Annotated in this window: 15 protein-coding genes; 10 read left to right on the forward strand and 5 right to left on the reverse strand. The window is 68.3% G+C overall.

Annotated features, from left to right (window positions below):
- Positions 1-2 precede the first annotated feature (2 nt).
- From thiL to rsmD, 4 genes are read left to right on the forward strand one after another with little or no spacing between them, the layout of a single operon-like run.
- Complete coding sequence (gene thiL / locus PV772_RS08215; protein WP_141160135.1) at positions 3-1,049, forward strand: thiamine-phosphate kinase; 1,047 nt, start codon at positions 3-5, stop codon at positions 1,047-1,049.
- A gap of 22 nt (positions 1,050-1,071) precedes the next feature.
- Positions 1,072-2,058: a DAK2 domain-containing protein gene (locus tag PV772_RS08220; protein ID WP_141183379.1), complete on the forward strand. Its 987-nt coding sequence runs from the start codon at positions 1,072-1,074 to the stop codon at positions 2,056-2,058.
- Positions 2,048-4,318, forward strand: a complete 2,271-nt coding sequence (locus tag PV772_RS08225) for an ATP-dependent DNA helicase RecG (RefSeq protein ID WP_141160136.1) — start codon at positions 2,048-2,050, stop codon at positions 4,316-4,318. The genes PV772_RS08220 and PV772_RS08225 overlap by 11 nt, the downstream gene beginning before the upstream one ends.
- A 39-nt stretch (positions 4,319-4,357) precedes the next feature.
- Positions 4,358-4,972, forward strand: a complete 615-nt coding sequence (rsmD, locus tag PV772_RS08230) for a 16S rRNA (guanine(966)-N(2))-methyltransferase RsmD (protein ID WP_141181774.1) — start codon at positions 4,358-4,360, stop codon at positions 4,970-4,972.
- A gap of 10 nt (positions 4,973-4,982) precedes the next feature.
- Here the strand turns inward: rsmD and PV772_RS08235 are convergent, their stop codons facing one another.
- The gene (locus tag PV772_RS08235; RefSeq protein ID WP_347885838.1) at positions 4,983-5,765 is read right to left on the reverse strand and encodes a fused MFS/spermidine synthase; all 783 of its coding nucleotides are present in this window, start codon (positions 5,763-5,765) and stop codon (positions 4,983-4,985) included.
- Positions 5,765-6,994, reverse strand: coding sequence for an aminotransferase class I/II-fold pyridoxal phosphate-dependent enzyme (locus PV772_RS08240; protein WP_347885839.1), 1,230 nt, complete (start codon positions 6,992-6,994; stop codon positions 5,765-5,767). The genes PV772_RS08235 and PV772_RS08240 overlap by 1 nt, the downstream gene beginning before the upstream one ends.
- A gap of 43 nt (positions 6,995-7,037) precedes the next feature.
- On the opposite strand from PV772_RS08240, the gene coaD reads away from it, so the two are divergent.
- From coaD to mutM, 5 genes are all read left to right on the forward strand, one after another.
- Positions 7,038-7,538, forward strand: coding sequence for a pantetheine-phosphate adenylyltransferase (coaD, locus tag PV772_RS08245; RefSeq protein ID WP_141181772.1), 501 nt, complete (start codon positions 7,038-7,040; stop codon positions 7,536-7,538).
- A 122-nt stretch (positions 7,539-7,660) separates the two neighbouring features.
- Positions 7,661-8,185, forward strand: coding sequence for a YceD family protein (locus PV772_RS08250; RefSeq protein WP_141161550.1), 525 nt, complete (start codon positions 7,661-7,663; stop codon positions 8,183-8,185).
- A gap of 36 nt (positions 8,186-8,221) precedes the next feature.
- The gene (rpmF, locus tag PV772_RS08255) at positions 8,222-8,425 is read left to right on the forward strand and encodes a 50S ribosomal protein L32 (RefSeq protein WP_009356569.1); all 204 of its coding nucleotides are present in this window, start codon (positions 8,222-8,224) and stop codon (positions 8,423-8,425) included.
- A 20-nt stretch (positions 8,426-8,445) separates the two neighbouring features.
- Positions 8,446-9,174, forward strand: coding sequence for a ribonuclease III (gene rnc / locus PV772_RS08260; protein ID WP_347885840.1), 729 nt, complete (start codon positions 8,446-8,448; stop codon positions 9,172-9,174).
- A 6-nt stretch (positions 9,175-9,180) separates the two neighbouring features.
- Positions 9,181-10,146: a bifunctional DNA-formamidopyrimidine glycosylase/DNA-(apurinic or apyrimidinic site) lyase gene (gene mutM, locus PV772_RS08265; protein WP_347885841.1), complete on the forward strand. Its 966-nt coding sequence runs from the start codon at positions 9,181-9,183 to the stop codon at positions 10,144-10,146.
- Between the two features lie 24 nt (positions 10,147-10,170).
- Here mutM and PV772_RS08270 read toward each other — a convergent pair whose 3' ends face one another.
- The 3 genes from PV772_RS08270 to PV772_RS08280 are packed head-to-tail and all read right to left on the reverse strand — an operon-like array spanning position 10,171 to position 14,815.
- Entirely contained in the window at positions 10,171-11,142 is a 972-nt protein-coding gene (locus tag PV772_RS08270) for an NAD-dependent epimerase/dehydratase family protein (RefSeq protein ID WP_347885842.1), read from the reverse strand.
- A complete protein-coding gene (locus PV772_RS08275) occupies positions 11,139-13,799 on the reverse strand; it encodes an alpha/beta fold hydrolase (protein ID WP_347885843.1) in 2,661 nt (886 codons plus the stop codon). The genes PV772_RS08270 and PV772_RS08275 overlap by 4 nt, the downstream gene beginning before the upstream one ends.
- Positions 13,793-14,815 (reverse strand): 3-oxoacyl-ACP synthase III, encoded by a 1,023-nt coding sequence (locus PV772_RS08280; RefSeq protein WP_246839664.1) that lies wholly within the window; start codon positions 14,813-14,815, stop codon positions 13,793-13,795. Before PV772_RS08280 ends, PV772_RS08275 begins: the two co-directional genes overlap by 7 nt.
- Before the next feature lie 229 nt (positions 14,816-15,044).
- Here PV772_RS08280 and smc point away from each other — a divergent pair, with 229 nt between their 5' ends.
- Positions 15,045-18,632, forward strand: a complete 3,588-nt coding sequence (gene smc, locus PV772_RS08285; protein ID WP_141160144.1) for a chromosome segregation protein SMC — start codon at positions 15,045-15,047, stop codon at positions 18,630-18,632.
- Positions 18,633-18,657: the final 25 nt, after the last annotated feature.

Consider the following 18,657-nt stretch of genomic DNA (forward strand, 5'->3'; position numbering starts at 1 on the left):
GCGTGCCTGAAGACCTTCGTAACCGCATAGACCACCAGCCCACCGTGGCCGGGCTTTCCGAAGCCGACCTGCTGGCCCGGATCTTTCCGCGCCTCCGGACGGAGGCCGGATACACTGCAAGCACGCTGCTTGGGCCGGGGGACGACGCCGCCATTGTCGCGGCACCGGACGGGCGAACCGTCATCAGCATCGACACCCAGGTCCAGGACCAGGATTTCCGGCTCCTGTGGCCGAGCGGCTACCGCACCACCGGGTTCGACGTCGGCTGGAAGGCAGCAGCGCAAAACCTCAGTGACATCAATGCCATGGGCGCCCGGGCCACCTCGATGGTGGTCAGCCTCACGCTCCCCGTAAACACCCCGGTCGCCTGGGTAGAGGACCTGGCGGACGGGCTGGCAGCCGGAATCCGGGAACTCGGGGCAGTCCACTGTTCCGTGGCGGGCGGCGACCTCGGCCGCGGCCGGGAAATTTCCGTGACCGCCGCTGTCCTTGGAACCCTCGACGGCGCCCGGCCGGTGCTCCGTTCCGGTGCCCGGCCGGGGGACATCCTGGCGCTCGCGGGAACCGTGGGCCATGCGGCAGCAGGCCTTGCCCTCCTCGAGTCGGGAATCGGGGTGGATACCCTGACGCCCGCGGAGCATGCCTTCGTCGACCTGCAGTGCCGCCCGCGGCCGCCGTTGGAAGCAGGCCCTGCAGCCCGGGAGGCAGGGGCCACAGCCATGCTGGATGTATCGGACGGACTCCTGCGCGACGGAAAGCGGCTCGCCGCCGCGAGCGGTGTCGCCGTTGCCCTCGACCCGGCACGCCTGGCCCGGTTGGCGGAACTCCTGGGACCCGCTGCGGCGCGGCTGGGAGCGGATGCGGCGCCATGGGTGCTCGGCGGGGGTGAGGACCACGGGCTGCTGGCCACATTCCCTGCCGATGTTCAGCTGCCACCCGGATTCACTGCGATAGGCTCGATACATGCACTCGGCACCGACGAAGGCCCGGGTGTCCTGATAGCTGGCCGGGCCGCGGACACCGGGGGATGGGATCACTTTGCACACTAAGGTTGCCGCCAACGCGCTGGCCATGAAGAGGTGGCTGGGCAAGGCTGAAACTGCGCTGGGAAACCACAGCGACCGGCTCAACGCCATCAATATCTTTCCGGTGGCTGACGGTGATACCGGCACAAACCTCTACCTCACGGTCCGCGCTGCGGCGCGTTCGCTGGTGCTGGACCCCGACCAGCCTGCCCCGGTGGACGTCGGGGAAGTCCTCTCGATGGCCGGCCAGGCTGCCATGGAGGAGGCGCGGGGAAATTCCGGGACCTTGTTCTCGGTGTTCCTCTGTGCGGCAGCTGAACCGCTGGCCGGACATACCCGGTTGACGTCCACCCTGCTCTCGGCGGCCCTGAACCGTGCGCAGATCCGGGCGTGGTCTGCCCTCAGCGATCCCGTTCCCGGGACCATGCTTTCCGTCATGGAAGCGGCGGCACGTGCGGCCGCCGCCGTGGACGCCGGCCAGGACGGCGACGACAGCAACCATGCCCTGGGCCTTGCCCTGGACGCGGCGGTGGAGGGGGCGTTGGCCGCCGTGATCCACACCGAAGAACAGCTCGATGCGCTCCAGTCTGCCCACGTGGTGGATGCAGGCGGCGTGGGAATGCTGCTGATCCTTGACTGCCTCCGCTCCGCCGTCATGGGGGAGGAGCTGCAGGGGGAGCTTCTCGATGGCCTCCACGGCTACGATGTTTCTGATCCCCACATCCACACGTCCATGCCTGCCGACGACGGCGTGGAAGTCATGTGCACCATCAGCCTGTCGCCATTGAATGCCGCCACCCTGCGGCAGCGTCTCGACGAAATCGGCGAGTCAGTGATCATGAGCCAGGTGGGCAACGGGCCGGACGCCGATGGCAACTACCGGTGGCGCGTGCACGTGCACGTGCCCGACGCCGCCCCGGCGGTGGGGATTATCCGGTCCCTGGGCGAACCTTCCCAGATCAGCATCAGCGAACTGGCCCTGCCGCGGGACCCGGGTGCGGACGCGGTGAACACCGGCGGGCATGAGCGCTGAACTGGAACTCGCCCTGGAGCGGCGGATCGGGAAGCGCTCAGCGGCGGTCATTGAGAAACACCTCGGCATCACCACCGTAGAGGGCCTCCTGAACTACTACCCCCGCCGCTACATGAGCCGCGGGGAGTTGACCCCCATCGCAGAGCTTCCGCTCGATGAGGACGTGACCCTGATAGCCAGGGTCCTCTCCAGCAGCACCCGGCAGATGCAGGCGCGGCGCGGGACCATCACCGACGTCATCGTCTCAGACGACGACGGGAAGCAGGGCCTGCGGCTGGTTGGGGGGCGGGATTACACCGGCAAGGTTCCGGGCACCCTGAAAATCAGCTTCTTCAACGGGTTCAAGGCGAAGAACGAGCTCCTGCAGGGCCGCCGTGCCTTGTTTTCGGGCCGGGTCACCAGTTTCAAGGGAAAGCTGGGCCTTACCAACCCCGACTTCCAGCTCCTGGACGAAGATCCGTTCAGCGACGCCGGAAAAGACCCTGGGAAACTTGCCGCCATGCCAATACCGGTCTATCCGGCCACGGCCAAACTGCCCAGCTGGAAGATCCAGAAGGTGATCGCCACGCTGCTCGAAACTTCCGACCTTGGTTCGCTGCCGGACCCGGTTCCCCCGGAGGTCGCCGCGAGGGAAGGCTTCCTGCCCGTCGCAGACGCCTACCGCCTCATCCACGTTCCCGAAACCGCCGGCGACTGGAAGCGTGCCCGCGACCGTTTCCGTTACCAGGAAGCACTGGTGCTGCAGTCAGCGCTGGCCCGGCGCCGGGCCCAGCTTGCCGCGGAGGAAGCCACCGCCCGGCGTCCTGTCAATGACGGAATCCTGGCCGCATTCGACCACGCGCTGCCGTTCACGCTCACGGCCGGCCAGGCCTCCGTCGGCAAGACCCTGGCCGCGGAACTGGCGCAGGACACGCCCATGAACCGGCTGTTGCAGGGTGAAGTGGGTTCCGGGAAAACCGTCGTGGCGTTGCGTGCCATGCTCCAGGTGGTGGACGCAGGCGGCCAGGCCGCGCTCCTTGCCCCCACCGAAGTACTCGCCGCCCAGCACTTCGACTCCATCCGGCGAACCCTCGGTCCGCTTTCCAGCGACGGACTCCTGGGCGGCTTGGCCGCCGGCGACGGGCCTTCCGTCCAGGTCACGCTGCTCACCGGGTCCATGCCTACGGCGGCACGGAAGCAGGCAATGCTCGACGCCGCCTCCGGGACCGCAGGAATCATCATCGGCACCCACGCACTGCTCAGCGACAACGTCTCCTTCTATGACCTCGGCTTGATCGTGGTGGACGAACAGCACCGCTTTGGCGTGGAACAGCGCGATGCCCTGCGGGCCAAAGCCCGCAAACCGCCGCACCTGCTCGTCATGACCGCCACGCCCATTCCCCGCACGGTAGCGATGACCGTGTTTGGCGACCTTGAGACCTCCACCCTCGACGAACTGCCCAAGGGCCGGGCACCGATCACCACCCACCTCGTGGGCCTTGCGGAAAATCCCGGCTGGGTGGCACGGATCTGGGCACGTGCCCGGGAAGAGATCGACGCCGGCCACCAGGTGTACGTGGTCTGTCCCAAGATCGGAACGGACGACGACGGCGACTTCAGCCCCGGCGAGGCCGCACCTTCCGGCATGGACACAGAGGAGACGCGGGAGCTCGCGTCCGTCACCGCCGTCGTGGACCATCTCCAGGGCGAGCCCTCGCTGGCAGGGGTGCCGCTGGCTCCCCTGCACGGACGCCAGGACCCCGACTTGAAGACGGAGACCATGGCCGGGTTCACCGCCAACCGCATCAAGCTGCTCGTCTCCACCACCGTGATCGAAGTGGGGGTCGACGTGCACAACGCCACGCTGATGGTCATCCTGGACGCTGACAGGTTCGGAATCTCCCAGCTCCACCAGCTTCGCGGCCGCGTGGGCCGCGGCGGACTGCCAGGAACCTGCCTGTTGGTAACCGCCCTCGAACCCGGCCACCCCAGCAGGCGGCGGCTGGACGCGGTCGCTGCCACGACGGACGGGTTCGTCCTCTCGCAGGAGGACCTCAAGCTGCGGCGCGAGGGCGATATCCTTGGTGCTTCCCAGTCCGGCGGCCGGTCCACACTGAAGCTGCTCCGGGTCCTTGAACATGAAGACGTGATAGCCCGGGCCAGGGACGACGCACAGGCAATCGTTGGCGGGGACCCGCTGCTGTCCGGCCACCCCGAGCTCGCCGGGGCCATCGAGAAGTATCTCAACCCCGAGAAGGAGGCGTTCCTTGAACGCGGTTAGCAACGACGTGGCCGGCGCGGCCGAACTGCGGTGGGTGCGGTGACGCGGATCATCGCCGGCGCGGCCGGCGGCACGCCGCTGGCCGCGGTCCCGGGATCGTTGACCCGGCCCACGACGGACCGCGTCAAGGAAGCGCTGTTTTCCCGCCTGGATGCCTTTGACGTGCTTGCCGGCGCCCGGGTACTGGATCTCTACGCCGGTTCCGGTGCCCTGGGGGTGGAAAGCGGCAGCCGGGGTGCACGGTCGGTGGACCTCGTCGAGTCGGACGCCAAAGCCAGTGCCGTGTGCCAGCGCAACGCGGACCTCATCAACGGGGTGCTGGGCGCTAAGACCGTGACGGTTCACCGGTCCAAGGTGGAGCCGTTCCTTGACCGCGCTGCGGCGGCGGCCGCCTGGGACGTCGTGTTCCTGGACCCGCCGTATCCGCTGGAGGACGGCACGCTCGCCGCCGTGCTGCAGAAGCTCGCCGGCCATTTGGGGTCCGGAGCCGTGGTGGTGGTGGAACGTTCGTCACGCTCCCCGGAACCAGGGTGGCCGGAAGGGATGACGCGTTTCGCCGAAAAGAAATACGGGGAAACCAGGCTGTGGTTCGCGGAGCCGTCGGTGCCCGATGCCATTTCCGCTGACGACCTGCCGGACGTGGCAGAGGGATAGGGCCTTGGGCCTAAGCCGAGAAGGGGTCGAGGTCCACTCCGGACAGGACCCGGGCAGGGTGGGGGCCGCGGGCGGCCAGCTCTGTTGTCCACGAGTCCGGCCAGGGGTCCTGCGTTCCTGCCAGGATGACGTTTCCCGGATACCGTCCGTCGAACATTCCGGCTTCCCCGAACGCCGCAACATCGGCCATGGCAGCGCGCATGGCGGCCACCTGGCTCCTGACAAGCGTGAGCGCCGGTTCGTCCCCGACATTGACGATCAGGAGCCCGCCCGGGCTTAGTCGGTCCCTGGCTTCACGGTAGAAACCGTCCGTGGCGATGTGGACCGGCGCCTCCGGTCCGGAGAAGATGTCCAGGATCACGACGTCGAACGCCAGGCCGGGGTCCAGCGCACCGAGCGCTTCGCGGGCGTCGCCGATGATGGTGGTCAGGTTGGTTCCTTCGGGCATGGGAAGGTGCCGCAGGACGAAGTCCAGCAGTTCGCGCTCCAGCTCAACTGCATACTGCACTGAGCCCGGACGGGTCGCCTGGATGTACCGCGCCAGGGTCAACGCGCCCGCTCCCAGGTGGAGCGCCGTGATTGGTCGTCCGGGCGGCGCAGCAAGATCCACGAGGTGTCCGATCCGGCGCAGGTATTCGTAGAAGATGTCTTCCGGCCGGTCAAGGTTGACGTGCGACTGTTCGGCTCCGCCGATGCTGAGCACGTAGCCGCCGTCGGTAAAGGCATCAGGCTCGATGGTGGCGTGCTGGCCGGCGGTGCGCAGGAAACGGCTGGCGGCCCCGCGGGTGGGCATCAGAGCCTGCCGCGCAGGGTTGCCAACCGCGCGGCGGCCTCCTCCAGGACATTGGTCTTCTTGCAGAAGGCAAAGCGGAGCAGGCTGCGCGTCCGCTCGGCGCCTTCCGGATGGCAGAAGACCGGAACGGGAATGGCTGCGACCCCCACCAGTTCCGGCAGCCGCCGGGCGAGGTCCAGGGCATCGGTGATGCCCAGCGGTGCGGTGTCCACGTTGACGAAGTAGGTGCCCTGCGGGGTGAAGACGTCAAAGCCGGCGGCCCGGAGCCCGGCGCTGAGAATGTCCCGTTTCTGCTCCAAGGCAGAAGCGATGCCCGTATAGAAATCATCGGGGAGGGCCAAACCCTTGGCGATCGCTGCCTGGAACGGCGTACCCGAACTGTAGGTCAGGAACTGCTTTACCGTGCGGACGGCGGCCACCAGTTCCTCCGGCCCGCTCAGCCAGCCGATCTTCCAGCCGGTGAGGGAAAAGGTCTTGCCGGCAGAGGAGATGGTGATGGTCCGCCCGGCAGCGCCCGGAAGGGTGGCCACCGGGGTGTGGCCCACGCCGAAGGTGAGGTGCTCATACACTTCATCGGTGATGATGATGCTGCCGTGCCGGCCGGCAAGGTCCACCACCCGCTGCAGGACCGCGGGTGGAAACACAGCGCCGGTGGGATTGTGCGGGTTGTTCAGCAGCACCACCTTGGTCCGCACGCTGAACGCCGCCTCCAATGCCGCCACGTCCGGCATGAAGTCCGGGGCAGCCAGGGGAACGGTGGTGTGGGTGGCCCCGGAAAGCCCGATGACCGCACCGTAGGAGTCGTAGAACGGCTCGAACGTCAGGACCTCATCGCCCGGTCCTGCAAAAGCCAGCAGGGCAGCGGCGATGCCTTCAGTGGCCCCGGTGGTGATGATGACTTCCGTTGACGGATCCGGAGCCAGGCCGTAGAAGCGCTCCTGGTGCGCGGCTACCGCCTCGCGGAGTTCGGAGAGGCCCTTGCCCGGCGCGTACTGGTTGGCGCCGGACGCTATGGCCGCCCGGGCCGCCTCCCTGATTTCAACCGGCCCGTCCTCGTCGGGGAAGCCTTGTCCCAGGTTGATGGCGCCCGTCCTGACGGCCAGGGTTGTCATCTCTTCGAAGATGGTCACTCCCAGTCCGCCGTCCGCGGCCAGGAGGTTTGCCCCGAGCGCGGTGCGCTGCCAGGGAGCAGGTGCCAGGGGTGTGGAAAGTTCCCGTGCTGGATGCATCCAGTCATGGTATCCCGGGCTTTCCATGCGGTAGGTTCGGAGCATGAGACGCGCTGTGTGCCCCGGATCCTTCGACCCCATCCACAACGGCCATCTCGAAGTCATTGCCAGGGCTGCCGGCCTGTTTGATGAGGTCATTGTGGCCATTTCCACCAACTATGCGAAGAAGTACATGTTCAGCCTGGAGGAGCGGCTGGACATGGCGCGCGAGACGTTGGCTTCGCTCAAGGGCATCGTGGTGGAGCCTGTTGGCGCGGGACTCCTCGCGGAATACTGCCGCCACCGGGGGGTGTCCGCCATCGTCAAAGGGCTCCGGTCGTCGTCGGACTTTGACTACGAGCTCCCCATGGCCACCATGAACCGGCAGTTGAGCGGCGTGGAAACGGTCTTCCTCCCGGCCGAGGCCAGCTACCTGCATTTGTCCTCCACCCTGATCAAGGAGGTGGCGTCCCTGGGCGGAAGCGTCTCGGACTACGTTCCCCGGTCAGTGCACCGGCGCATCGTTGCCGGCGAGCCTTCGCCGGATCAGCAGCCGAGGCGGTAGGCTGGATCGGTACTTCGGCGTTGCCCGCTGCCGGTTTGAGTCACCATGGCTCTTCAGGCTAAGATGGTACGTCGGTCATATGTTCAACAGGAGTTCTCATTAACAGAGATGCTGGTTCGCCCCTGGCGTTCGACGTCAAGGACCTCGGGCGCAGCCCGGGAAGCATGCGGACACTGACGGAACATGTACCCGCACCGGGTGATCTTGGTGTGGCGCTCATTGGTGTTCAGGAAGGCTCGGATGTCGAGCTCGACCTGAGGCTGGAGGCCGTACACGAAGGAATTCTGGTATCAGGAACTGTCCTCGCCGAAGTAACCGGCGAGTGCGGCCGATGCCTGGATCCCCTTGCGTATGACCTTGAGGTCAATGTGCAAGAACTTTTCTTCTACGAGGGCACTGAGCTCTCGGACGGAGAAGAAGATGAAGAGCAACGTCGAGTCGAGCACGATGTAATCGATCTTGAACCGGTGTTGCGGGACGCGGTTGTCACCAATCTGCCGTTCCAGCCGGTGTGCCGGGAAGACTGCCAGGGCCTTTGCTCCGAATGCGGAGTTCGCCTGGAAGACGAGCCGGGGCACCACCACGAGGTCCTGGATCCTCGCTGGGCTGCCCTAGCTGATATGGCTAAGCCTGACCGGCAAAATTGATTTGTACGTGTTTGTCTAGAGAGAAATGAGTTAGCCGTGGCTGTTCCCAAGCGGAAAATGTCTCGCTCGAATACCCGCGCCCGCCGCTCGCAGTGGAAGGCGACCGCCCCCCACCTGGTGAAGACCGTTGAGAACGGGCAGGTCACCTACAGCCTGCCGCACCAGGCAAAGGTCGTTACCGACTCTGCTGGCACTGCGCTGTTCCTTGAGTACAAGGGCCGCAAGGTCGCTGACGTCTAATCGGCCCAACAGGCTGACTGATGTCTTCAACTGAAGAGCTTCTGAAGCGTCTCGGTGTCACTATTGACGCCGGGACGCTTCGTCTTGCGCTGACCCACCGCTCGTACGCATACGAGAACGGCGGCATCCCCACCAACGAGCGGCTCGAATTCCTGGGCGACTCCATCCTGGGGTTCTCCGTGACCGACGCCCTGTACCGGGACAACCCGGACCTGCCCGAAGGCGAACTCGCCAAGCGCCGGTCCGCCGTCGTCAGCACCCGGGCCCTGGCCGGCATCGGCCGTAGCCTGGGCATCGGCGAGTACATCTACCTGGGTCAGGGCGAGAAGCTCACCCACGGGAAAAACAAGGCGTCCATCCTCGCGGACACCATGGAGGCCCTGATCGGGGCCACCTATGTCTCCAACGACATCGAGACCGCGCGCCAACTCGTCATGCGGCTGATCGGACCGTTGCTGAAGGACGCCGCTGTCCTGGGCGCCGGCACCGACTGGAAGACCAGCATCCAGGAACTCGCGGCCAGCCGGCAGCTTGGCAGCATCCACTACGCGGTGGACGGGACCGGCCCGGATCACGCCCGCACCTTCACCGCTGTCCTGAACATCGGCGGAAACACCTACGGCAAGGGTTCCGGGCATTCCAAGAAGGAAGCGGAGCAGGAAGCGGCCGCGGACGCCTGGCGGGTGCTTTCCGGCGCCGAAACCCGGAATGCTGCCGGCACTTCGGCTGGTTCCGTCACCGCCAAGTAGCGTCCCGTGCCTGAACTGCCCGAGGTCGAAGTGGTGCGCCGCGGCCTGGTGAACTGGGTCCGCGGCAGGACCATCAGCGCTGTTGACGTCCTTGATCCCCGCTCCATCCGCCGCCATGCCCTGGGCGCGGGGGATTTCGTCGGCAACCTCCAGGGCGCAACCGTCAGCGACGTCGTGCGCCGCGGCAAATTCCTGTGGATGCCGCTGACGGACGGCCCCGCTGCACCGGAAAACCCTGAAACCGCAGCGCTGCCGGATGTTGCACTGATGGCTCACCTGGGGATGAGCGGCCAGCTCTTGATGCAGGATCAGGACGTCCCCGACGAAAAGCACCTCAAGGTCAGGCTTCGCCTCAGTCCCCGCGACGGCATGCCGGCCCAGCTGCGGTTCGTTGACCAGCGGATCTTCGGGGGCCTCTTCGTCACCGCCCTGGTACCCACCGACGACGGCGGCCCCGGCGGCCTCGCCGAGTCCCCCCTTCCGCTCATCGCCGCGGAAGCCGCCCATATTGCGCGGGACCCCCTGGACCCTGCCTTTTCGTTCGACCTCTTCTACCAGCGCCTGCGCAAGCGCAAGACGGGCCTGAAACGGGCGTTGCTGGACCAGGGGCTGGTGTCCGGCATTGGCAACATCTACGCTGACGAAGCCCTCTGGCGTGCCCGCCTGCATTTTGCCAGGCCCACCGACACCCTTCGCAGGAACGAGGCCCAACGCGTCCTGGACAGTGCCCGCGAGGTCATGCTCGATGCCCTGGCCGCCGGCGGGACCAGCTTCGACTCCCTGTACGTCAACGTCAACGGCGCTTCAGGCTACTTTGACCGGTCCCTGAACGCCTACGGCCGCCAAGGTGAGCCGTGCAGGCGGTGCGCCGCAGCGGGCATCAGTTCCACCATCCGCCGGGACCAGTTCATGAACCGTTCCTCCCATACTTGCCCGGTGTGCCAGCCGCGGCCCCGCAACGGCCGCTGGTAGTCCCACCATCCACCTGGCTGGGTGTCAGCGGGACCCGTAGTACTGAGCGAGACGTACCAGGCCCTCGTCAATCGAGACAGCCGGCGTCCAGGCAAGAAGCTCCTGGGTCTCCCGCTGGTCGAACCAATGGGCGGTGGACAGCTGTTCGGCAAGGAACCTGGTCATCGGGGGTTCGTCCTGTTTACCGAGCCGGAGCCAAGCCCTTTCCACTGCCGATCCCCCGATCCGGGCAAGCTTCCCCGGCACTGACCATGACGGCGCAGCGACGCCGCCGGCAGCGCAGATGCCGGCGATGAGTTCGCCCACGGGGCGGGGCTCGCCGTTGGTGACCACCAGGGCCCTGCCGTGGATGTGGCTGACGCGGTCCAGGGCAGCAACGATCGCTGCCGCCGCGTTGTCCACGTAGGTGGTGTCGATCAGCGCGGCGCCCGCATCCAGCAGCGGCAGCCGCTTCCTGGCGGCCCGGGCCAGGACCCGTTCCACCAGTTGGGTGTCGCCCGGCCCCCAGACGACGTGCGGCCGCACGGCGGCGACCCGGAAGTCCGGGGCGTCGGCGGCCAGGGCCAGCAGTTCAGCCTGCGCCTTGGTGCGCGAATAGTCGCCGTGGGCATGCACCGGGTCGGCCGGCTCCGCGCCAAGACCTGCAATGGCGGCGCCCGAGTTGGCCACTGAAGGCGAAGAAACGAAGACCACGTCCCGGACCCCGGCTTCGCGTGCCGCCAGGAGCAGGCGCCGCGTTCCCTCTACGTTTACTTGGTCAAACTCTTCGGCACGGCCAGTGAAGGAGACTTTTGCGGCAAGGTGGATGACTGCGTCCGCGCCCCGGACTGCCTCCGCGACGGCTGCATCATCGGTGAGGGAACCGCACCGGTCCGCCGCGCCGTCGACCCCCGAGGGACGCCGCTGGAAGGTAGTGACCTCGTGGCCCTTGCGTACCAGCTGGCCGGCCACCTGCCGCCCCAGCAGGCCGCTCGCACCCGTAACCAGTACCCTCATGGCTTCCCCGGGCGGCCGCCGGCCAGGACGGATGATGCCCAGCGCGCCAACCGCGACCTGTCGATCTTCGCGTTGTGGCGGATGTCGGTGGGCTGCGCAGGGACAACCAGGACTGCAGCCACGGAGACGCCTGCGGCACGTGCGGCACGGCGTACCTGTGCTGCGAGTCCAGCGGCGGCCGGCCCCGCCTTACGCGCCGGCGGCATGGTTTCGACGACGGCGGCGATGGCCTGGGTGCCGGCCGGCCCCACCCCGACAACCGCTGCCATGCTGACGCAGTCCAGGCTTTCGATGGCCTGTTCGGCCCCTACCGGCGTGACCACTGCGCCGGGCGCCGTGATGATGTGTGCCAGGCGCCCCTCCACCCAGAGGCGGCCGTCGGCGTCGAAATGGCCCACATCGCCGGTGCGGTGCCAGCCGGCCGGGCCCGCGCTCAATTGGTCAGTCAGCCAAAGCCGGTCATAGCCGCCCTTGACGTGCGGCGCGCTGACCAGGATTTCCCCGGTGACACCCGCTTCCGTCACCGGTTCTGTCCCCGGGGCGGTACCGTCCGCCGCCAGCGGGATCAGGGCTATGCGGGCGCCCTGGACCGGACGGCCAACGCAGACGCCGTTTCCGGCCCCCGTCATCATCCCGGAACCCGCGGCGGCCGCGGCGGCCTTGATCTGTTCAAGGCTGATGTCGGTGACGGGGAGGGCCTCGGTCATGCCGTAGGGGGTATGCAGCGAGGCGGCCGGCAGCAGGCGCTGCACCTCATCAAGGAGTGGTTCGGGAACGGGAGCGCCGGCGGAGAGCAGCAGGTCGACCCGCTTGAGCGCCGCAGCGCCCGCCGGGGTGAGCCCGGCCTTGGTCGCAACGACGTTGCGCAGGGCCGCGGGGGAGGCGAAGACCACCGTGGCGTCAATGGCCGCTGCAGCAGCAGCGAGGGCGTGCGCGGTCAGGGTGCGGGGCGCGGTGACATCCATGGCCGGCGTCACGGACACGGTTCCCAGCGCAGGTCCCAGCAGCGCAAAGGGTGCGAAGCCGGCCACCAGCCTGTCGCCGGGCTCGATCCCGAAGGTTCCGGCTACCGTGTCCCGCATGGCGGCAAGCTGCCCGTGGGTGTACTGGACTCCCTTGGCGGGCCCGGTGGAGCCGGACGTGAAAAGCACGGCGGCGGGGGAGTCCGCCGCCGGGCTGAAGGCGGGGCCGGCGCCGCCTTGCCCCGGCCTGGTCCTGGCCAGGGCGGCGAGCGAGGTCTTTACGCCGAGCACCCGGCGCTGCACGGCCGGGAGGTCCCTTACGCTGATACGCCGGGCCGCCCAGCCCAGTGCCCGGGCAGCGGCAAGGGCCTTGTCGATCCCGATCAGGACATCGGGCGTCGCTCCCTTGACCGCCCGGCTCAGCCCCCTGGTGCCCAGGCCGGCGTCGGCCACGACCACCACGGCGCCCAGCCGAAGGCAGGCGTACAGGGCGACGGTCAGGTCCACGCCGGGGGGAACCATCAGGCTTACCCGGGTGCCGGGCCCTACACCCTCCCCCTGCAGGCCCGCGGCAACGCGCCCCACGTTTTCCTCCAGCTGCCGCCAGGTGAGCGAACGTGCCTCCGTGCCGTCCGGGGCCATTTCGACGACGGCCCCCGCCCCAGCGGATGGTCCGGCGGCGAGCTCCCCCAGGAGCCCCCACAGGGGCGTGAAGCCATCGCCGGCTCCCCGCGAGCCATCATCAGCAGGACTGTCCCCGCCCTGCGTGACGCGGCCGGCCAGCCAGTCGAAGACGGGGGTGGCAATGTCCCGGTCCTCTGCCACCAGGTGTCCCGCGCCCTCGTAGCGGTGCACGTCGGCATGCGGAAGGCGGGCGAGCAGGTCCTTCAGGTAGCGGTCGGAGAAGATCGGATCGCGCGGGCCCCAGAGCATCAGGGCCGGCACATTAAGGCGGCGCAGGCCTTCCGCCACGCCGTTGAGGGCAGCGAAGCTCGGGTGCGAGCCGTCGACGGGTATGTCAGCGACGAAGTTGCCCACCCCTGCGCGGCGTGCGGCGCCGCGGTACGGGGCCATGAAGGCACTCCGCACGTCAGCGGGCAGCGGTGGGCGTGCCAGCGAATGCGTCACCCGCAGGAAAGCGTCGGAGGTGGTGGTTCCCCACCGGTGCACTGCCGGGTGCAGGGCAAGGCGCAGTGCCGGCGGAAGGGGGGAGCCGGCAGGCTGGTGCACGGCGGTGTTGGTCAGGACCACGCCGGCCAGTTGGTCGCTATGGGCAAGCGCCCAGCCGAGGCTGGCCACCCCGCCCCAGTCGTGGCCCACGGTGACCACCGGGCCGGCCAGGGACAGGGCCTCGGTCAGGTCGCCCAGGTCGTTGATCCGGTCCGCCAGGCGCCGGAAGGTACCCGTCCGTTCGGAAAACCCCATGTCCAACTGGTCCACGGCCACCACGCGCCACGGATGCTCAGGGTCGGACCCGGCAGCCAGCAGGCTCCGCCACAGATAGGACCATGTGGGGTTGCCGTGCACGCACAGCAGCGTTCCCAGCGGAGCCAGGCCGCGGCGGGACAGTTCGGCCCCGTTGTCCAGGAGGTGCCAGCGCCGCACCGTCCCGGGTGCGTCAACGCTTGACGTGGAGGGGACATCGATCTCGCGGGACCACTCGGCGTTGACGCCCGGCCAGGCCGCGATCACCAAACGATTTCCAGCATTGCGGTGTTCAGTCCGGAGCCGACGCCCATGCACAAGACCCGGTCGCCGCTTCCCAGCGACTGCGCCTCGGCGGCAAGCGTCATGGGCAGCGAGGCCGGCCCAACGTTGCCCCAGTGCGGGAATGTGATGGGCACCTTGTCCGGGTCCAGGTCGATGGCATCGATGATCGCGTGGGTGTAGGCGTTGCTGACCTGGTGGGTGACATAGCGGTCCATGGCGGCCCAGTCCCATTCGGGCTGGGCTTCCTGCCATGCGTCGACTACCAGCTGCAGGCCGCCGTCGAGCAGCCCTTTCGTGTCGGTGTTCATCCCGTCGATGCCGCCCACGCACAACTCGTGGTGCTCGGTGCCGGCACGCATCACCCCGCCCACTACGCGGTGCGCGCCCGGGTGCTCGTCGGCAGGGCCCAGGACTGCCGCGGCAGCGCCTGATCCCAGGGTCAGCGTCGCGAACTCCCGGTTGAAGTCATCCCGCGTTGTTTCGGGCCGCTGCAGGCGGGCCAGGGTTGCTTCCTGGGTCAGCTGGGCGTCCTCGCCGTTGACAATGACGGCGTACCTGATCTGGCCGGAGTCGATCATGTTGGCAGCCAGGGTCAGGGCGTTGACGAATCCCAGGCAGGCGTTGGCAAGGTCAAAGTTCATGGCCGACGACGGCAGGCTGAGGCTGTGGTGGATCTTGACCGCCACGGAGGGCTCCAGGTTGCGCCGTGTCACCGACGTGTTGATCAGCAGGCCTACGTCGGACGCTTCGATGCCGGCCTCGGCCAGGGCTTTGGCGCCGGCTTCCACGGCAGCATCGTCGAACGATGTTCCGGCAGCCCACCAGCGCCGGTGCGTGATTCCCGCCACCCGCTCCAGGAGCCGCGGCGGAAACTTCAGGCGCTGCAGGGTCGATGCCAGCCGGCGGTCAAAGTCCGTGGAGCTCACAATCCTGGGCGCTTCGACGCTGCTGACCGAAAGCAGCGCGGTGTTGCTGTGGCGGAAGGTTGCATTACCTGCCAATTCAAGCCCCTCTTCGTTTTCGTCCCGCATTCCTGCGGTGACTGTACCCACATCTATGCAGGCTCAAGAGCTTAACTATGCCTTTGTACCGCCGGATCATGCATATCCACTCCTCGTGCCCCGGCCGGTTCCCGGGTGCTGCTGCGGGGAATTGCCGGTCCTGCGCAGTAGATTGTAGTGAGCCGGTTCCAGCAAAGTGCCCTACCCGCTCCAGGAGACCAGAAAAGCCTTGCACCTCAAAAGCCTCACCGTCCGGGGGTTCAAGTCGTTTGCGTCTGCCACCACCTTCGACTTCGAACCCGGCGTCACCGCCGTCGTGGGTCCCAATGGATCCGGCAAGTCCAACGTGGTGGACGCCCTGGCCTGGGTCATGGGCGAACAGGGGGCCAAGACGCTGCGCGGCGGCAAGATGGAGGACGTCATCTTTGCCGGGACGTCCGGGCGGCCGCCGCTGGGCCGCGCCCACGTCTCGCTGACCATCGACAACACTGACGGCGCACTCCCCATCGAGTACAGCGAAGTGACCATTTCCCGGACACTGTTCCGGACGGGCGGCTCCGAATATGCCATTAACGGCGCCGGTTGCCGGCTGCTGGACATCCAGGAACTGCTTTCGGACTCGGGGCTGGGCCGGGAAATGCACGTCATCGTGGGCCAGGGCCAGCTGGACCGCGTCCTGCACGCCACTCCCGAGGACCGCCGCGGCTTCATCGAGGAGGCGGCGGGAATCCTCAAGCACCGGCGGCGCAAGGAACGCACCGTCCGGAAGCTGGAGGCCATGCAGGCCAACCTGCAGCGCCTGACCGACCTCACCGGGGAGATCCGCCGGCAGCTCACCCCCCTGGGGAAGCAGGCGGAGGTTGCCCGCCGCGCCCAGCGGGTCCAGTTCGACGTCCGGGATGCCCGCGCCCGCCTGCTGGCCGATGACCTGGTCCAGCTGCAGCAGGCCCTGGCGCAGGATGTGGCGGACGAGGCCGAACTCAAGGCGCGCCGGACCGCCGTCGAGCAGGAACTCGACGCGGGGCGCAGGCAGCAGGCGGCGCTGGAGCAGCTGGCAGCCGAGGCCACGCCACGGCTCAATGCCGCCCGGGACACCTGGTACCGGCTCTCCACCGCGCGTGAACGGCTGCGGTCGCTGGGCTCGTTGGCCGGCGAACGGAGCCGCCTGCTCGGCTCCGACGAGGCTGCGCCGACGTCCGGCCGGGACCCGGAACAGCTGGAGCGCCAGGCGGCAAGGGTCCGGCAGGAGCTGTCCGAACTCGAACAGGACATCCAGGACAGGCGGGGCGCCCTTGACATGGCCAGTGCCGCGAAGGCGGAAGCGGAGCGGGCCGCCCATGCCGAGGACCAGCGGCTGACCGCGCAGCTCCGCGCCGCTGCCGACCGGCGGGAGGGCCTGGCGCGGCTTGCCGGCCAGGTTGCGGCGGCCAGGTCCCGGGTGGAGTCCGCGCAGGCGGAACTGGGACGGCTGCGCGAATCCCTCGCGGCCGGAACGGAACGACGGGCCCGCGCCCAGGCGGAGTTCACGGCGCTGGAGAACCAGGTGGCCGGTGTGGAGGAGGGGGAGGAATCCCTCGACGCCGATTACGAAGCCGCCAGCGATGTCCTGGACGCCGTCCTCCAGGAGATCGCAGACCTCAAAGCCGCCGTCAACGAAGGCATGCGCAAGCGCGACGCCCTCGCCGCGCGCCTCGACGCCCTGAAGCTGGGCCTTGACCGCAAGGACGGCGCCAGGCACGTGCTGCAGTCCGGGCTTCCCGGAGTCCAGGAAAGCCTCGCCGCCGGGATCACGATCCAGGCCGGGTTCGAGCCGGCCATCGCCGCTGCCCTGGGGGAGGCGTCCGAAGCCGTGCTCGTCCGGGACAGGGACGCGGCAGGAGCCGTGCTGAAGCGGCTCAAGGACGACGACGCCGGGCGGGCGTCGCTGCTCCTTGCCACGGCTGCGGCACTCCAGGCGGAAGGCGCGGAGGACCTGGCACTGCCCGACGGGGCGCAATGGGCGGCTGATCTCGTGGACGGACCTGCGGAGCACGTTGCCCTGGTCCGGCACCTGCTGTCCCGGACCGCCGTCGTCACCGGCATCGACGCTGCGGCCGCCCTGGTCGCATCTTCTCCGGCCCTGACGGCTGTCACCCGGGAAGGGGACGTGTTCACCGCCGTCTCCGCCACCGGCGGCTCTGCCAAGGCGCCGTCCCTCCTTGAGGTCCAGGCGGCAGTGGACGACGCCGACCGCGGACTGTCGGCGGTCACCGCGGACCTTGAACGGCACAGGTTCGCCCTGGCCGCCGCAGAGGCCCGGCGCAAGGGGGCGCAGGAGGAAGCGGACGCTGCCCTGGACAAGCTGCACGAATCCGATGCCCGCCTCGCCGCCGTGGCCGAACGGCTGGGCCACCTGAACTCTGTCCTGCGCAGCGCCGTGGGCGAGAGCGAACGGCTGGCGGCATCCCTGTCCAGGGCCGAAGCCAACGTCGCGGCGGAGGAAGAGGCGCTCGCCGCCGTCGCCGCCCGGTTGGCCGCGGCGCAGGAAGCACCGGTGGAAGAGGAACCCTCCACCGGGCAGCGCGACGCCCTGGCCCGCGCAGCCACTGCCGCCCGCGCAGCCGAAGTGGAGGCGCGGTTGTCCCTGCGCAGCGCCGAAGAGCAACTGGCGGCCACCCGCAACAGGGTGGCATCCCTGGAACGTGCAGCCGCCACCGAACGCCGGGCCCGCGAGGAAGCGGCGGAGCGGGCCCGGCGCCGCCGCATCCAGGCCCGGCGCGCAGCGGCCGTATCCGCCGGAGTGGAACTGGCACTCGGCTACGTGGACGTCTCGGTCGACCTGGCCCGGCACGAACGGGACCTCGCCGAGGAGAACCGGGAGCTGCGCGACCGCGGCCTGCGGGACATCCGGGAAGCGAACGAGGCCCTGTCCCGGGAACTGGCCCAGCTCACCGACACCGTGCACCGCGACGAACTGGCCCGGACCCAGCATCGCGCCCGGATCGAGGCAGTGGAAACCCGCTCCGTGGACGAGCTCGGCATCACCCCCGAAGCGCTCGTCAGCGAGTTCGGGCCGCAGGTGCCGGTGCCCGTTCCCGCGGAGGAATCCGAAGACAAGTGGGCTGCCCTCCGCGCCCCCGTTGATGCGGACGGGGAGGAAATCAGGGAAGGCAAGCCGTTTGTCCGGCAGGAGCAGGAGAAGCGGCTGCGGAAAGCCGAACGTGACCTGGCAAGCCTGGGCAAGGTCAACCCTTTGGCACTCGAGGAATTCGCGGCCCTGGAGGAGCGTCACCAGTTCCTGAGCACCCAGCTCGAGGACCTGAAGGCCAGCCGGCGCGACCTGCTGGACATCATCAAGGAAGTGGACGACAGGGTCCAGCGGGTCTTCACCGAAGCGTTCGAGGACACCCAGGCCCAGTTCATCCGGGTATTCGAACGGCTTTTCCCGGGCGGCGAAGGCCGCCTGGTGCTGACCGACCCCACGGACATGCTCACCACGGGCATCGAGGTGGAGGCCCGGCCTGCGGGCAAGAAGATCAAGCGCCTGTCCCTGCTCTCCGGCGGCGAACGTTCCCTGACCGCGGTGGCGCTGCTGGTGGCCATCTTCAAGGCCCGTCCTTCGCCGTTCTACGTCATGGACGAGGTGGAGGCGGCACTGGATGACACCAACCTGGGCCGGCTCATCACCATCTTCGAAGAACTCCGGGAATCCAGCCAGCTCATCGTCATCACACACCAGAAGCGGACCATGGAAGTGGCAGACGCGCTGTACGGCGTCACCATGAGGGGCGACGGCGTCTCCACCGTCATCAGCCAGCGGCTCGGGGCCGAGGTATAGCCCCTGCACCTGCTGTTGGCGGTGC

Origin of the sequence: Pseudarthrobacter sp. CC12, assembly GCF_039907755.1 — a bacterium.
In the GTDB taxonomy this organism is placed as follows: Bacteria; Actinomycetota; Actinomycetes; order Actinomycetales; family Micrococcaceae; genus Arthrobacter; species Arthrobacter niigatensis.

Coding starts and splice junctions, on each gene's coding strand:
- PV772_RS08220 (WP_141183379.1), top strand. CDS start 1,072: ATGAAGAGGTGGCTGGGCAAGGCTGAAACTGCGCTGGGAAACCACAGC.
- PV772_RS08225 (WP_141160136.1), top strand. CDS start 2,048: ATGAGCGCTGAACTGGAACTCGCCCTGGAGCGGCGGATCGGGAAGCGC.
- PV772_RS08235 (WP_347885838.1), bottom strand. CDS start 5,765: ATGCCCACCCGCGGGGCCGCCAGCCGTTTCCTGCGCACCGCCGGCCAG.
- PV772_RS08240 (WP_347885839.1), bottom strand. CDS start 6,994: ATGCATCCAGCACGGGAACTTTCCACACCCCTGGCACCTGCTCCCTGG.
- coaD (WP_141181772.1), top strand. CDS start 7,038: ATGAGACGCGCTGTGTGCCCCGGATCCTTCGACCCCATCCACAACGGC.
- rnc (WP_347885840.1), top strand. CDS start 8,446: ATGTCTTCAACTGAAGAGCTTCTGAAGCGTCTCGGTGTCACTATTGAC.
- PV772_RS08270 (WP_347885842.1), bottom strand. CDS start 11,142: ATGAGGGTACTGGTTACGGGTGCGAGCGGCCTGCTGGGGCGGCAGGTG.